Origin of the sequence: Bacillus benzoevorans, from assembly GCF_014207535.1 — a bacterium.
GTDB lineage: Bacteria > Bacillota > Bacilli > Bacillales > Cytobacillaceae > Bacillus_BD > Bacillus_BD benzoevorans.
Genome location: NZ_JACHGK010000007.1, coordinates 102,217 through 117,927 on the forward strand (window position 1 = coordinate 102,217; position 15,711 = coordinate 117,927).

The following is a 15,711-nucleotide window of genomic DNA, read 5'->3' on the forward strand; positions in this document are numbered from 1 at the left end:
TTATTTCATTACCTTTCTTAATGCTGCTACTGTTTCTGCAATAGCTGCTATTACTTTTTCCACTTCTTCTAACGTATTGTCATAGGACAGGCTTAAGCGAATCGCACTGCCGGCAATCTCTTTTGAAACTCCCATAGCCGTCAGAGTACTGCTTACTGTTTTTTGTTTGGAAGAACAGGCTGATGTAGTTGAAACGTATATATCTTTATCCTCCAGTGCATGCACGACTACTTCTGATTTCATATGGGGAATCGAAATATTTAGTATATGAGGAGCGGCAATCTGATCCGGAGTATTTACGACAACTCCATCCAAATTCTTGAGCCTGTTTCTTAAGGTTTTAGAAATATTGGATAAGTGCTCTTTTTTATGTTCCATTTTTTCAGTGATTAAGCGGAGCGCTTTTGCCATACTCACAGCGCCTGCGACATTTTCTGTTCCGCTGCGCAGCTTTCCTTCCTGATTACCTCCTGAAAGGATTGGCTCTAATTGAACTCCTTCTCTGATGTATAGGATCCCCATTCCCTTTAAACCATGGATTTTATGAGCGGATATAGTACAGAGATCAATATGGTTTTGATAAAGCGGGAGCGGGACCTTCCCCATCCCCTGCACATGATCCACATGAAAGATGATTTTGGGGTAATTTTGCAGCAGTTCGCCAATTTCTTTAATAGGCTGAATCGTACCCACTTCATTATTTACATGCATAACGGACACAAGAATGGTATCCGGACGTATCGCCCGTTCAATATCCCCGGCATTCACTCTTCCATTGGCATCAACAGGGATATAGGTAACATCAAACCCGCGATTCTCCAATTGTTTAAACGGCTCCCTTACGGATGGATGTTCAATTTCCGTTGTGATCAAATGGTTTCCCCTGTTTTTATAAAAAGAAGCGGTCCCTTTAACGGCTAAATTATTTCCTTCTGTCCCGCCTGAAGTAAAGATAATTTCACTGTTTTTAACAGAAAGTAGCTTAGCAGCCTGGGCTCTGGCCTGACTCAATAGTTTCTCGGCCTGTCCGCCAAAACCGTGCAAGGAGGATGGATTCGCATAATACTCAGAAGATACCTTTACAAACGAATCAATCACCTCTTGAAACGGCTTAGTTGTTGCACTGTTATCAAAATAAATCATTCTTTTCTCCCTGCCTTTGCTTCCGATGCTCACTAAAAGTAAATGGTAACACAATCACGCGATTTTGAAAAATAGCGACTGGCATTCTTCACTATTTCCTTTCTGGATAACAGAAAGCAAAAAGAGGATGACACTTGGCAAGGATGGAAGTCCCTCTAAAGACACATCAGAATCCTGATCATGTGTTCAAGGCGGGAGCCTGTCCTTTATGTGTCAGCCTCTTATTATAATAGTACTTCTATTTTCTCTAGTGCGCCTGGTTCTATTTCCTCGATGGATGCTGCTGCCTGTTCCAGCGCTTCCTTATAATTAAAGCTGCGGAAAGAAATTTCTGCTTCAATTAATCCTTTATTTACTGAAGGGTAGCGGCTGCGATATCGGTTTCCATATTGAATCACCTTTTCTACCAAAGCAGCGGTTTCAATCACTTCAGCTGTCATCGCCGTCACTTTTTCTGTCGTAAGAAGCGCTACCTCTAAATATTGCTGAACCATAGGAACATTCAAAGGTTTTCCTTCTAATTTAGTCATGACATTATTGATGCTTTCTTGGGCATCTTCAATCAAATGTCTATAGACAAGTGGGACACCAGGAATATTGCTGTTCGATATCGTTCGGATAGATTCTGTCATTTGTTTATTCAGTTCCGCTACTTTTTCTCGTGCTGACAGCTCATCTTTTCTTAATGCATTCAATTTCTCTGATAAGGTATTTTGTTCTGCTGCGATATTTTCAATTGCTTCTTTTACCTCCAGCAGTTCATCATTCAAAAAGCTGTATGCTGCTGTATTTCCATTCACTTTATGTTCAAGAAGCTCAAACCGTCTAAACATCTCCTCAACACGTTTTTCTATTTTTTCCGTTGATTTAATATCAACCTCTTCAAGCTGATAACTTTGTTGAATTTGTTTCATTTCCCTTTTTAAATTATGATTGTCCTCTTTTGCTCTACGAAGCATGGCTAAAATCTCTTTGTCTGTGTGTCCAATCTTTTGCCTTGAAATGACTTCATTTTCGAGTAAATCATATAGTTCATCAATGGTCTCTTTCCACTCATTGATTCGTTCTGACACACCTTCCAAATCGGCCGTCTCAACCTGGATTAAACAGGTCTCCAGTTCACCCGCGATCTTTTCTGTTTTTTCCTCCATTTGGATATGATCAAGAATATACCCTTGAGTGAGCATTTCCTGATACCCTTCCTTCAATTCAGACAACTGGAAAGGAATCGTCGAATGACACTCAACGAGCAGATCAGGAATTAAATCCATATCACTTTTTATCTTTTCTAAGATTCCCTTTATCGTCAAAACGACTTCACGGGCATCTAAATAATTTCCTTCTGCGGTTTTTTCATTAAATTGGGTGAATTTCCCTGTCACTTCATTCAATCTTTCTTCGAGAAACTTTTCAGATTTACCAAATGAATGGCGGTGAGCCAAGAGTATTTTTTTACTTTCACGATAAATTTCCTTCAACTCTTCGGTTTCCGTGCGGTTTTTCTCCTCACTGCCGACAAGTTCATTTAATTCGCTTAAAATGGTTGTAATCTTTTCGTCTGTTTCAGTCAGAACCTTTTCGATCTCCATTTGTACTGCTTTCGCTTTTTTAAAACGATATCTATCAATATACTCTTCGGCATCAAACAAGAGTTCTTCTAAATCCGGCAGTTTGGCTGTAATAATTTCATCCCAGTCATGACGCCATTTCTCAAAGCGTACTTCTGTTTGTCCATTCATATTTAATTGTTTTACTTTTTGCATTTCTTCTATTACAGGACGGGAATTAATCTCTAATTTCCATTTTTCCAGTCTATCAGATTCTTTATAGTATTTTTTTTTCATAAAATACCCGGTAAGGAATATACCAAAAAACAAAGATATTCCTCCAATGATGTATTCCATTATAAGCCCCCTGTTCTTTATCGAGCCAGTCCATTGTTTTATATTCAAATAAAGATTTAAGTTTGTTTCATTAATGGTTTCACTTTATAATGATTCATTCTTCTCCCTTCAATGCCAATTACAATTTGACTAAGGTGTTCTAGTACAGATGTTGACTGTTTCAAGCAAAAGAAGGATTCATATTCTTTTTAATGCTTTTATGATACCATGTAAACGATGATTTTTGACTAATAAATTCGATTTTTTATCGAATTAATCAAATATTCCTTTAGACCTAATTTGAGGGTTAAAATAATTCATTTCATTTATATTATTCTAAATCGTTTTTTTGGGGGATTTTGTTATGAAGAGAGATGGACATGTTCATACACCTTTTTGTCCGCACGGTACAAAAGATAGCTTTGAAGCGTACATTGAAAGGGCACTAACGCTCGGAATGGAGGAAATTTCTTTTACTGAGCATGCACCTTTGCCGGATGGGTTTATCGATACGACACCGGAAAAGGACAGCGCAATGGAGCGGGAAAAACTAAGTCAATATTTCAGCGAAGTGGAACGAGTGAAAAAGCTCTATCAAGGAAGAATCGAGATTCATGCAGGATTGGAGATCGATTATATCGAGGGCTATGAAAAAGAGAGCAAAGCATTTCTGGATGAAATCGGTTCAAAGCTTGATGATGCCATTTTATCTGTGCATTTTTTAAAGCATGAAGATACCTATCATTGTCTTGATTACAGTCCGCAATATTTTGCCGAAATGGTTGAAATATTCGGTTCTGTAGAAGCCATCTATCAGAAATATTATGAGACGGTACGCTTGTCCGTTCTTGCCGACTTGGGCTGCTTTAAACCAAAAAGGATCGGGCATCCAACCCTTGTCCATAAATTTCAAAATCGTTTTCCATTCCATGGTGACGAACGCACCATCATTCTTGACATTTTAGAGAGCATCAGTGCCCAAGGCTGTGAAATCGATTATAACGGGGCGGGAACGGCTAAACCTTTATGCCGCGAACCATATCCATCCGATTGGGTAGCTGCCATAGCAAAGGAAAAGCAGATTCCGCTTATTTATGGCTCAGATGCCCATCAAGTGAAAGAACTGGGACAAGGTTATCGGCAGCTGCTCCTCTAATGGAAATAGCGAAAAAAAAAGCAAGGAAAGCAGCGCTTTAGGATGATCGTTACCTTTATATGGATAAACGATTATAATAGAGCGTAGCTTTCATTTTTCCATAATGGCGAAGAAAGGGTACTATCTATCCATTGATGCAGTGCGCCAAGATATTTATCGAGAAAGTGTTTTTCATGGGGAAAGATATGAAGAACCTCAGAAATATAATGGCTGTTTATAAACGGCATAGATAACATTCCCTTCAATTGAATGATAAAATAGTTACCGTTTAGTTTCTTATATTCCTGTTTTTCTACCCCATATTCTAAAATCCTTGTCAAATAATACCTTTCCTTAACTAAATAGGTAGACATAATTTCACGGACCATTTGCGAATCAAGCGAAATTTCCCGCAAGACAAATCTAGATAATGGAATATTTTCGCAATGGAACACAAGAAGATTTTTTATAATATTTTTCATGCAATGCCGTGCGCCCTTTTCCAGTTCGCCTAATCCTTTTTCAATTTCCGCCATATAACGTTCAAAGTAAATCGTAAAGCAATACTCTAAAAGACCATTTTTATTTTGGAAATAGTAGGAAATATTTGCGATGTTTACCTTTGCCTTTTTGGCGATGTCCCTGATGGTTGTGCCATTGAATCCGTTCGTATTAAATAAGAAAATCGCTGCGGCCGCGATCTCATCCTTTGCGTTTCTTCTCACGTTTTCTCCCCCTTATCTTCAAATCGATCGTATAATTCTTCAATTCTCTTTTTTTTCTGATTATCCTTTGAATATTTCTCGACACAAAAGCCTGATTCCCCTCCTTTCGTCAATCATCATACCGAAGCAGCGGCATCATTAGAACCCATTTTTGCTTTTACAGTCGAATCGCATCTATTAGCCGCGAAAATTTTTGTAAAACAAAAAGAGGCTGCCCCTCTATTCAATCCAGCATGACTGGATCTTTATAGAGGGGACAGCCCCTTTGAACGCTAAAGTTCATTCACTTTCCTGAACGACAACTTTATTTTTGCCGCTTGTTTTTGCCTCGTACAGTGCTTTATCCGCCCGTTTAAAAAGAGCGAGATAGGTGTCATTCTTGCTTTTTTCCCAATAAGAAAGTCCGCAGGAAACCGTTACGGTCGGATGCGAAGTTTCCCGGACTCTTGTCACCAGACGTTCCGCAATTTGACTCCCTATTTCCACTGATACCCGCGGCAGATAAACAGCCAATTCTTCGCCTCCCCATCTGGCCCCAATATCCGTACCGCGAATATTGGAACGAATGATATCCGCCACTTGAATAATGACTTCATCCCCAACCTGATGGCCGTATGTGTCATTTATTTTTTTAAAATTATCAATGTCCATAATAATAAATATACCGCCGCCATCCACCTCCATCGAGGCTTTGATTTTGTCATCGAGAAAATTCCTTGAATACAGCTTTGTTAAATAATCGGTTACAACCATCTTTTCCAATGCTTCACGCAATATCGTATTCGTAAAAGCCAAGGTTGAATGCTGTATTAATGAAACATACAGTTTGAATGTTTCAAACGAGAAAAAATAGGGTTTCCGGTGCAAAGCAAGAGAGTATCCCTTTAAATTACCCGAATGAACCATTGGTACTGCCATTGCCGATTGGTATAAACACGCCTTAGCTTCGCCGGGCAATGTTAAATCCCCCATAAATAAAGGCTCTTTTTCTTGAAGAATCTTCTCTTTAAAATAATTAACATAAACCTTAGATTCTTCGGAGAAAAAGAACGGGGTACTCCCCTCCTGAACAATTGGGTTCATATCTCCGTAGGAAAATAGAATAAATGCTGTTTCCTCGGCAGAAAAGGAGGTTACGATCTGCTTTGACATATAATCCATCGTGTCCGCAAGACGAAGATTGGTATTTAAATAACGCGTTGTTTCATTAATAAGCTGTAAATCTGCAACAAGCTGTTTCGTTTGTTGATATAATTGTGCATTCTCAATGGCACCGCCGGCAGTAGTGGCGAGCAGAGAAATAAATTCCACTTCATTTTTAGGGAATGCAAGAGTATTTGGTGCTATTACCTGCAATACCCCATATACCCCCTGTTTCCCCTTTAGCGGTGCATATAGGATCGACTGTCTTTCCTGTACTGAATCCTCAAAGGCAATAGCCCCGGAAACATATGACTGCATTAATGAAGTATCTTCGCTGTTATAGTCTAAACTTTTAATGGGAAGACCTTCATATCCTTTATGATCCTGAGATAGAAAAAGAAAATAAGTGAAAGCCGGGTATACATCTTTTAAAGTAAGAATAATTTCTTCTAAGACGGATTCCTTATTCATTGAAGAATGGAATTTCTCTGTAACGCGATAAAGCTGTTTGTATCTGTTTTCCTCTGTAAAACCTTTATTGGTTTTTTTGGCATTTTCCATGTTTAGCACCACCAAGGTTCTATGGTAATTGCTTCAATTTCCTCTTTATGGGTATAAATCACTAATATTTTACCATACCTTCCCCCTATGTAAATCATATAGATACATATATATTTACGATAGTTAAAATAATCTTGACATTATTCTAAGAAAAATTATATAATATTCCTTGTGTAAAATATCGCAGCTTATGTGAATACTTTTTTGGTATCATTTTGTTCCTCGTCGTGCAATAAGTTATCATTCATTCTGATGTTTAGATAACTCCAGCTACCGCATTTCGATGATGATGGTGTATTGTGTAACCCTCAGCTGCCAGGGCGAAGGTACATGAAAACAAAATGTCCATGAAGGCTTATCACGTCTGTTTTTATTTTACCAAAATAAAAACATAGAGGAGGAGTCAATTAATGGCTCGTTATACAGGTCCAAGTTGGAAATTATCCCGTCGTTTAGGAATCTCTTTAAGCGGCACAGGTAAAGAATTAGAAAAGCGTCCATATGCTCCAGGGCAACATGGTCCAAACCAACGTAAAAAACTATCTGAATATGGTTTACAATTACAAGAAAAACAAAAGCTTCGCCATATGTACGGTGTAAATGAACGCCAATTCCGTAACCTATTTGATAAAGCGGGTAAAATGGCTGGTATCCACGGCGAAAACTTTATGATTCTTTTAGAATCTCGTTTAGATAATCTTGTATACCGTTTAGGTTTAGCACGTACTCGTCGTGCAGCTCGTCAGCTTGTAAACCACGGTCATATTCTAGTAGATGGCAAACGCGTTGATATTCCATCATTCCGCGTTGCAATCGGTCAAACAATCGGTGTTCGTGAAAAATCACGCAACCTTGATGTCATTAAAGAAGCAATCGAAGTGAACAATTATGTTCCTGATTATGTAACTTTTGATGCTGATAAATTAGAAGGAACATTCACTCGTTTACCAGAGCGTTCTGAACTTCCAGCTGAAATTAACGAATCATTCATCGTTGAGTTCTACTCTCGTTAATTAATATGCTTTGTAAATAGCATATGCAAAAACCCTAGAAACCTTGTTATATCAATGGTTCTAGGGTTTTTTATTTGAATTATGCTTAGTGAAAGAATGTATTCTCCCACATCTATTTGGGGGAAATTTAGGGGTTAAATAAGTGAACAGACGCTTGTTAAAAACCCACCAACATAAATGTTGGTGGGCTTATCAACATTATTTAGGCATTTTTCATTTAAAACATCATATTTTATAGTACCGCTTCAGGATGAGATTTCTTAATTCTCATTATTACATGGATGCACAATTATTTCCTTTCTGCATATACATTTGTTGCTTTGGTTTCATGGGTGAAAAACGATGCCGCAGTACTCACTGCAACCAATACTATTAGAACAAAATATGCCTTTTGATATCCTAAGGCCGGCATTGACTGATAGGCATCAAGAATTTTCCCCATCAATACAGGTACAACCGCTGCTCCTGCAAAGCCTATGCAATTTACCACACCTGTTGCAATACCTGAATATCTTCTGTCGTTTACTTCGTTTGCGACAGTCCAGCACATTGTAAAGCACGACATCACAAATCCCATGATGAAAAGGAACGGCATAAGCATTGATACAGGCATTTTTACATATACGAAAACAATCCAGCAGAGTAGGGTTACTAAGCTTAAACTAACAACGATGGACTTACGCTTTTTAATTTTATCTGAAATATAGCCTACCAAGAGACTGCTTACCGCGGAACCTATCACTGCGACCATAATCATGTTGGCAGCCTGAATCGTTGACATTCCGTAAGTTGTAATGAGATAAGAAACACCAAAGGTTCCCAGAAGAACAACATACCCCGTGTATAAACCGATATAGGTCAGTGATATAATCCATGTTCTTTTATTTGACATAACTGACCTTAAGGCTTCCCCGACTTTTATAGCTGAAGTTACAGCCGGTCTTCCTTCAAGCTCATCCATTCCCGGAAGACCCATATCAGTTGGATCATCTTTAACTAACAATACTACCAATACAGCAAAGACTACCATTGCCACTCCCATGTAAATGAATGTGTTTCTCCATCCAAATGTACCTGTTGCGATTACAAGAGGTGTTTGGGCAAGTACTGCTCCCACGTTGGCAGCCACGCCAGCAAATCCGACCATCAGCGCAAAGTTCTTTGCATAGAACCAACGTGATTGAATTTTGATCAGGCAAATGAACACAACGGATACTCCGATACCAACCATAAATCTTCCAAGATAAGCGATCATGATGTTTGAAGCCAGTCCAAATATAATGGAGCCGACTGCTGCAAGCAAAGAGAATGAAGCAACCGTCTTCTTCGGTCCAAACTTATCTGCCAGTATTCCTGATGGAATCTGCATAATAAAATATGCATAGAAATACATGGATCCAAGGGTTGCAAACTGAGCTGCGCCTATGTTGAAAGCTTCCTCAAGGTCTGTCTTTACAACTCCTGCAGCCATTCGATGGAAGGTAACAAATACATAGACAGCCGCTAAAACAATCCAAACAATCCAACGATATCCCTCAACACGTTTAACACGTTTGTCTTTTTCATTTATTCTAATAGCTTCTTCCATGTAGATCCTCCTAATATTTATACAACTATGATTTATATTTTATATACTGGAAGCTTATAAGGAATTAATACTGTTCTTAATGGTTTCCTTGGTTTCCTGGCTTTTCTAGATTCACCTTTGAGGTTTGCTGAGGGATATTTTTTATGCTGAACGTTTTAAAAAATCAATATGGAATTCCGTCGGAAAAGGGTAAAGGTGTCAGACACCATAATTAAATTATCTGCCATTGTTTTCAATACTATGTAACTAAATCAACTTCAAAGGCGGAATACAAACGGTTAGCAAATCAATACGGCAATAGATGGCAACTTTTTTTGCTCCACTTTCTCAGGAATATATCTTATATTTTTTCGAGCAAAAAAACCTTCAAAGGTGCAACCGCTTGAAGGCTTTTTTCATTACAATTATTATTTATTATATATTCTTTTATCCTATGGGAATGATTGGACAGCCCCCATGTCTTTTTTATTCAAAATAACTGCAGACAACTTGTGCAACTGATTTTGCTGCCACTAAAAGAGCATCTTCATCGATATCAAATTTTGGATGATGATTAAAATATGGAGTTTCTACCCCTTTTGGGCGAGCTCCAATGTTAAAGAAGCATCCTGGAATTTTTTCAAGATAATAGGCAAAATCCTCTGAACCGGAAATCATTGGGCTTTCTACGATCTCCTTTATATCTGAATCATTCATCGCTTCAAGAGAGGCTTTAACGAATGATGATATTTCCGGATCATTATATAATGGAGGATAATCTGCTGTATAGGTCAATTCACAACTAACACCAAACTCTGCTTCAATCCCCTTTATAATACGGCGAATCTCTTTTTCAATCAATTGCTGCGTTTCAACTGTCATATAGCGCACATCACCTTCAAGCTCAACACTGTCTTTAATCACATTGAAGGTGCCTTTTCCATCGAAAGAACCAATCGTGATAACCCCGACATCAAATGGATTTAAGCGACGGCTAATGACGGTTTGGACAGCAGTGACAAAATGGGCTCCTGCAACAATCGCATCATTGGCCATATGAGGAGAAGAGCCGTGACCGCCAACTCCTTGAATCTTTAGCTTGAAATAAGTTCTTCCAGCCATTGCAGGACCACTGCGAAAAGCGATAGAACCTAATGGCATATTCGGGAATAAGTGTGTGCCGAATATGGCATCCAAGTCATCTAAGGCACCGGATTCAACAATACTTTTTGCTCCGCCTGGAGGTGCTTCCTCTGCATGCTGATGAATAATTTTGATCGTACCGGCTAGCTCAGATTTTAATTGGATCAGACAGTCAGCAAGGACCAAAAGGTAAGCGGTATGCCCGTCATGTCCGCAGGCGTGCATGACTCCTTCATTTTTTGATTTAAATGGCACATCCGCTTCTTCCACAATTGGCAGCGCATCAAAATCTGCACGAAGACCAATGGTTTTTCCCGGTTTATCCCCTTTAATGGTTACAACAATTCCATAGCCATTTCCAACATTCGTTTGAATTTCTACATCTTTTCCTTTATAAAAATCTGTAATATATTGCGCTGTTTTTTCTTCTTGAAAAGATAACTCTGGATGTTCATGTAAATAACGGCGAATTTGAATCATTTCATCCTTACGGGATTCTAATAATTCCATTAATTGCTTTCTCATATTAACCTCTCCGTTTCTATTAACACTTTATATTTCTCTATGCAGGACGTTCAACAGAACCGTTATCATCATCATGTAAGTATTTCTTTCTTGAAATGGAATAAGATAACGTAATACATCCCATAGAAAGTAAGGCAATAACAGTTATTCCAATCCATGCCCAAGTATAGGAACCCATCAGATCATAAACCGCTCCTGTCATGATTCCACCAAAAGCCATACCTACTTGAAAAGCACTATTCGTGATTCCCATCATGACACCATAATTTTTAGAACCAAATATATGACTCGCAAAAAGTGGAAGCGACACACTGGCAACGGCATTTCCTAATGCGAGGAAAATCGCCATAATGATTAAGATTGATTTACTTTGTCCAAATAACAAAAGGATAAAGGCGACCGATATAGCTAAGTAAGCAATAACTCCCGATTTAATAACACCCACTTTATCACTAATCCATCCAAGGATTAGTTTTCCGAAAATGCCTAGTAAGGAATAAATTGCAACGATTGTAGCGGCATAAGCCATTCCATGCATATCACTGACATATGGATTAATTTGCTGCAGAGAACCAGTTGTAAATAAGCCAATGGTAAAAACGCCAATCATATAAATGTAGAAAAATGGTTTTTTCTTCGCTTCAGCCGGGGTGATGTCTACCTCTATTTCAGCTTTTGGTTTATCAGATGCATCCATTTCCCCTTCCCCATACGGGTTCAAACCGACATCTTCAGGCCTTTTTCTCATGACGAACAAGGCCATAGGCAGACCTACAATTAAAATAACAAGTCCCATGATAAAATAAGTTTGTCTCCAGCCAACGTTCATAATGAGATTGGCGATAATCGGGCTCATAATGAAACCGCCTAAACCAATACCAGATATCGCAATACTCAAGGCTAATCCTCTGCTTTTTTTAAACCAATTCACAATAATAATTTGTGTAGTTAAGTTCCCGCAAAATGCGAAGGATATGCCAAGAAAGGCTGCTGAAATGTATAAGTGATACACAGATTGTGCAAGTCCATAGGACATATAGGATAGAGAAAATACGATTATGCCCAGTGATAAAATCATTTTAACATTATATTTTTGCACCATTTTTCCCACAATCGGGGATAAAATAATCCCGCATAAGGCAATAATAGTCGTCGTTAATGTAAAAGCACTTCGCGGAATATCGAATTCTTCTGTTATAGGAATCATATAGAGACTTACTAATGCACTTGTAAACGGAACGGTTAGTGTGATTAATAAAAGCCCTGCTAAAACTATCCACCATCCATAAAAAATTCCTTTTTTCTTCGGCATACTAGGATCCTCCCATTAATAGAAAATGTGGTAATCGTTTACATTATTGATTAGTACCCGTTCATACTTTTCATAAAAGCCTTTTAGTAATATGAAAAAATATTCAGCTGAATTTATAACTGTATTGTACATATTTTGATAGCGCTTACGTAAGGTTAAAACTTTTCATTTTTTCTCGTTAAAATGAATTTTTTTTCACGGAACAAGATACGATGAATAATGGATCTTTCATTTAGGAGTTAGATTTACACATCAGTTAAACAGCTTGAGTAAAATTTCTAACTTTAACCGATTTAAGGGATCTTCTAAATCTAACTGAATGATATCATTAATATGATCGATTCTTTTTCTTACCGTATTGATATGAATATAAAGTTTCTTTGCTGTATGGGTATAGTTCATTTTACAATCGAGATAGACTTTTAAGGTCTCTATTAATTCCTTATTTTCACCGTCAGCAAATAACTCCTTTAAATCTTTTAGCATCATCTCAATTTCATCCTCTTGTATATCCATCCAAGCAAAAACTCCTAAATCTGAGTATACAAGGTAATTTTTGTTTGGAAATAAAAGTTTGCCATTGGATAGGGTCTTTTCACATCTTAAGTAATTCCTTTTCATTCCATAAATAGAATCACTTATATCTGAGATCCCAAATAAAAGACTAATGTGGTTCACCTTTTTTTCCAGTCTATTATTTAGTTCCTTGAAATACCCTTTAATTAATTTTAAGTTTTTTTCATGTGAAATAGATTCATCTGTTGGAATAAGAAAAATAAAACGATTTTCATCAATCATCGCCATCCTGATCCCTGGGTAACAAATATTGGTATAAACTGCATTTTTTACGATATCTCGATAACTCGAAAGATAGATATCTTTGTTCGTTTGCTTCATTAAAACTAAACAATACTTAAGGTTTATGTCTATATTAATTTCTGCTGCACGCTTTTCGATCATTTCATGATTGGATAGATTTCCTAATAAATAGTCAGTAACAAATTTTTCAAAGCCCGCATCGCCAATATTCTGAGCCATTAGCATTTGTTCATATAGTGATTGAAGCAATACAAATCCAATGCGTAAAGCGAATTGGTCGAAATAATCGATAAGCCCTGTGGCTTCAACTACTACAAAGTAGGCCTCAATCTTATCACCAACAGTAATGGGAACAGTAATCCAACTATAAGGCTTGTCATATTTTTCATCAAAAAAACGATAACGAACCATGTTCAGATTGTTACAAAGTATTTCTTTAGCGAAATCAAATGAAGGCTGCCAAAAGTCCTCAAGCTCTAATTTGTCTGCGAGCTTTAAAAAGGCTGGCGAACTATAATACGCCTTCTCATTTGCTAGGTCATACAGCATGGCTGGAAAATTCATTTCTTTTTCAATCTGAGATAAGATATTATCGATTTTTCTCACCTGATAGGACAGGTTGGAATAGTTGAGAGGATTAATATTTCTGATATTAAATTGCCTAATACTAGTATTCATCACAAGAACATTTAGTCGATTCATGATATCCATCCAAGAATGCTCGAATGGAATACTGATTAGGGGGATATTATTTTCATTAAAGAATTTTACAATATGATCTGGCATACGATTAATGTACCTTCCTAATTTAATCCCTAAAGCTGATATTCTCTTCAGATCACCTGATTCGATTAGCTTTTCGAATAAACCGGGATTTTTATAAAATACATAACCTGATGTTATCAACAATTCTCGCCCTTGATACCACCCAAAACCATCTGGAGCATCCATTACGGCTAAACCTTGTATTTGATTGTCCACTCCACCGTGACCCGCCAATAATTTATAATTTGTAAAGGCTTCCGATTTCAGCATATCTTTAACACATACACCCATCTTTTCAACTACCTTCTATAAAATGTCTAATAGGAAAATTATATCACAATAAGGAGGATGAATCCTTTTGGCAGGTGTTTACAAAATAGGGATTAGCATTTCATAGTGAAGAAAAGGACGGGACAAAGCGCTTTGCTCCCTCGCCTAATGCAAAAGCGGTGCCAGGCACCGCGAAAAGACAGATGTCCTTTTGCGGTGCCTGGCACCATGGTAATTAGTATTTAATTAAGAAATATTTCTTTTTCCCTCTGCGGATGACGGTGAATTGACCTTCGATTCTGTCTTTTGCATCTACTATATAATCCGTTTCCGTGATTCGATTTCCATTAATATAAATGGCTCCATTTGCGGTATCTTCTCTTGCCTGCCGCTTGGATGAAACAATTTTTGCTGCGATAAGCAAATCAACGATTCCAATATCTTCACCTGTTGTATGTTCATAGGTCGGAACATCCTTGAAACCTTGCTTAATTTCAGCAGCGGTTAAATTTTGAATATCGCCATTGAATAGTGCTTCAGTGATTTTAACAGCCTGATCCAATGCTGACTGACCATGAATCAACCTGGTCATTTCTTCTGCTAATGCTTTTTGTGCTTTTCTTACATGCGGTTCTGATTGCACCGATTGTTCTAATGCCTCTATTTCTTCCTTTGATAAGAAAGTGAAAAACTTCAAATACTTGATCACGTCTGCATCCGCTGTGTTAATCCAGAATTGATAAAATTCATATGGAGATGTTTTTTCCGGATCGAGCCATACCGCCCCGCTTTCGGTTTTGCCGAATTTGGTTCCGTCTGCTTTTGTCACAAGCGGAATCGTTAATCCATATGCTTTAGAGCCTTCCGGTGCCATTTTGCGGATTAACTCAAGTCCCGTTGTAATATTTCCCCATTGGTCACTGCCGCCAACCTGCATTTTACAATCATAATTCTCATAAAGATGTAAGAAATCCATCGCCTGTAAAATCGTATAAGTAAATTCAGTGAATGAGATCCCCGTTTCAAGTCTGTTCGCAATTGTATCCTTTGCCAGCATATAGTTCACACCGACATGTTTTCCATAATCACGCAGGAATGTTACGATGTCCATTTTGCCTGCCCAGTCATAGTTATTCACCATAACGGCACCATTATCGCCTGCAAAATCAAAAATTTGGCTTAATTGTTTCTGAAGGCATTCAGCATTATGCTGGATCACTTCCGTTGTCTGCAGTTTACGTTCCTCACTTTTTCCACTTGGATCCCCAATCATCCCTGTCGCCCCGCCGACAAGTACAATTGGGCGATGACCCGCTTTTTGAAAACGGCGCAGTGTCAAATAGGGAAGTAAATGGCCGATGTGCATACTGTCTGCTGTAGGATCGACACCGCAGTAAAGTGAAATTTTTTCTTTCTCTAATGTTTCTTTAATCCCTTCCTCATCTGTCTGCTGGTAAATAATTCCTCTCCATTGTAAATCCTCAAGTAAATTCATTTTGTTTCCCTCCTATAAAAAATAAAAAACGTCCCTGCAAACATGCAGGGACGCTGGAATGCGCGGTACCACCCAAATTGAAGACAAGGTCTTCCACTCAAAATCGATAACGGATCATCCGTTCACTATTACTAAAGATTAACTTGTTCACAGTGAAAGCTCCGGGAGGTAATTCGCCACTTCTATTTGCACCGGCTCGCAGCAGACGCCGG

11 protein-coding genes and 1 other annotated feature (1 of these 12 only partly in view) are annotated in these 15,711 nt (G+C 38.1%); of the genes, 2 read left to right on the forward strand and 9 right to left on the reverse strand.

Annotation, left to right across the window (positions count from 1 at the left end):
• Together HNR53_RS11395 and ezrA are read right to left on the reverse strand one after the other, a co-directional pair.
• Positions 1-1,143, reverse strand: coding sequence for a cysteine desulfurase family protein (locus HNR53_RS11395; protein WP_184526037.1), 1,143 nt, complete (start codon positions 1,141-1,143; stop codon positions 1-3).
• 224 nt (positions 1,144-1,367) lie between these two features.
• A complete protein-coding gene (ezrA, locus tag HNR53_RS11400; protein WP_184526039.1) occupies positions 1,368-3,047 on the reverse strand; it encodes a septation ring formation regulator EzrA in 1,680 nt (559 codons plus the stop codon).
• A gap of 343 nt (positions 3,048-3,390) precedes the next feature.
• Between ezrA and hisJ the strand changes: the two genes are divergently transcribed.
• On the forward strand, positions 3,391-4,182 hold the full coding sequence (gene hisJ, locus HNR53_RS11405) for a histidinol-phosphatase HisJ (RefSeq protein WP_184526041.1): 792 nt from the start codon (positions 3,391-3,393) through the stop codon (positions 4,180-4,182).
• Positions 4,183-4,253: 71 nt separating this feature from the next.
• On the opposite strand, the gene refZ is transcribed toward hisJ, so the two are convergent.
• A complete protein-coding gene (gene refZ, locus HNR53_RS11410) occupies positions 4,254-4,886 on the reverse strand; it encodes a forespore capture DNA-binding protein RefZ (RefSeq protein WP_184526043.1) in 633 nt (210 codons plus the stop codon).
• 279 nt (positions 4,887-5,165) lie between these two features.
• Positions 5,166-6,590 (reverse strand): sensor domain-containing diguanylate cyclase, encoded by a 1,425-nt coding sequence (locus HNR53_RS11415; RefSeq protein ID WP_184526046.1) that lies wholly within the window; start codon positions 6,588-6,590, stop codon positions 5,166-5,168.
• A gap of 410 nt (positions 6,591-7,000) precedes the next feature.
• Between HNR53_RS11415 and rpsD the strand changes: the two genes are divergently transcribed.
• Entirely contained in the window at positions 7,001-7,603 is a 603-nt protein-coding gene (rpsD, locus tag HNR53_RS11420) for a 30S ribosomal protein S4 (RefSeq protein WP_184526048.1), read from the forward strand.
• 289 nt (positions 7,604-7,892) lie between these two features.
• Here rpsD and HNR53_RS11425 read toward each other — a convergent pair whose 3' ends face one another.
• The 5 genes from HNR53_RS11425 to tyrS all read right to left on the reverse strand — a co-directional run bounded on the left by HNR53_RS11425 (position 7,893) and on the right by tyrS (position 15,499).
• The gene (locus HNR53_RS11425) at positions 7,893-9,191 is read right to left on the reverse strand and encodes an MFS transporter (protein WP_184526050.1); all 1,299 of its coding nucleotides are present in this window, start codon (positions 9,189-9,191) and stop codon (positions 7,893-7,895) included.
• Between the two features lie 465 nt (positions 9,192-9,656).
• On the reverse strand, positions 9,657-10,838 hold the full coding sequence (locus tag HNR53_RS11430; protein ID WP_184526052.1) for a M20 family metallopeptidase: 1,182 nt from the start codon (positions 10,836-10,838) through the stop codon (positions 9,657-9,659).
• A 37-nt stretch (positions 10,839-10,875) separates the two neighbouring features.
• Positions 10,876-12,150, reverse strand: a complete 1,275-nt coding sequence (locus tag HNR53_RS11435) for an MFS transporter (protein ID WP_184526054.1) — start codon at positions 12,148-12,150, stop codon at positions 10,876-10,878.
• Positions 12,151-12,402: 252 nt separating this feature from the next.
• A complete protein-coding gene (locus tag HNR53_RS11440; protein WP_184526056.1) occupies positions 12,403-14,025 on the reverse strand; it encodes a PucR family transcriptional regulator in 1,623 nt (540 codons plus the stop codon).
• Between the two features lie 214 nt (positions 14,026-14,239).
• Positions 14,240-15,499 carry a tyrosine--tRNA ligase gene (gene tyrS / locus HNR53_RS11445; RefSeq protein WP_184526058.1) on the reverse strand — a complete coding sequence of 420 codons (1,260 nt, stop codon included), beginning with the start codon at positions 15,497-15,499 and terminating at the stop codon, positions 14,240-14,242.
• A 43-nt stretch (positions 15,500-15,542) separates the two neighbouring features.
• Positions 15,543-15,711 (reverse strand) — a binding site (T-box leader); it runs 51 nt beyond the window's last position.

What these genes read in the sequence shown, in the direction of transcription:
- HNR53_RS11395 (WP_184526037.1), bottom strand. Translation starts at nt 1,143, where the DNA reads ATGATTTATTTTGATAACAGTGCAACAACTAAGCCGTTTCAAGAGGTG.
- ezrA (WP_184526039.1), bottom strand. Translation starts at nt 3,047, where the DNA reads ATGGAATACATCATTGGAGGAATATCTTTGTTTTTTGGTATATTCCTT.
- hisJ (WP_184526041.1), top strand. Translation starts at nt 3,391, where the DNA reads ATGAAGAGAGATGGACATGTTCATACACCTTTTTGTCCGCACGGTACA.
- HNR53_RS11415 (WP_184526046.1), bottom strand. Translation starts at nt 6,590, where the DNA reads ATGGAAAATGCCAAAAAAACCAATAAAGGTTTTACAGAGGAAAACAGA.
- rpsD (WP_184526048.1), top strand. Translation starts at nt 7,001, where the DNA reads ATGGCTCGTTATACAGGTCCAAGTTGGAAATTATCCCGTCGTTTAGGA.
- HNR53_RS11425 (WP_184526050.1), bottom strand. Translation starts at nt 9,191, where the DNA reads ATGGAAGAAGCTATTAGAATAAATGAAAAAGACAAACGTGTTAAACGT.
- HNR53_RS11430 (WP_184526052.1), bottom strand. Translation starts at nt 10,838, where the DNA reads ATGAGAAAGCAATTAATGGAATTATTAGAATCCCGTAAGGATGAAATG.
- HNR53_RS11435 (WP_184526054.1), bottom strand. Translation starts at nt 12,150, where the DNA reads ATGCCGAAGAAAAAAGGAATTTTTTATGGATGGTGGATAGTTTTAGCA.
- HNR53_RS11440 (WP_184526056.1), bottom strand. Translation starts at nt 14,025, where the DNA reads ATGGGTGTATGTGTTAAAGATATGCTGAAATCGGAAGCCTTTACAAAT.
- tyrS (WP_184526058.1), bottom strand. Translation starts at nt 15,499, where the DNA reads ATGAATTTACTTGAGGATTTACAATGGAGAGGAATTATTTACCAGCAG.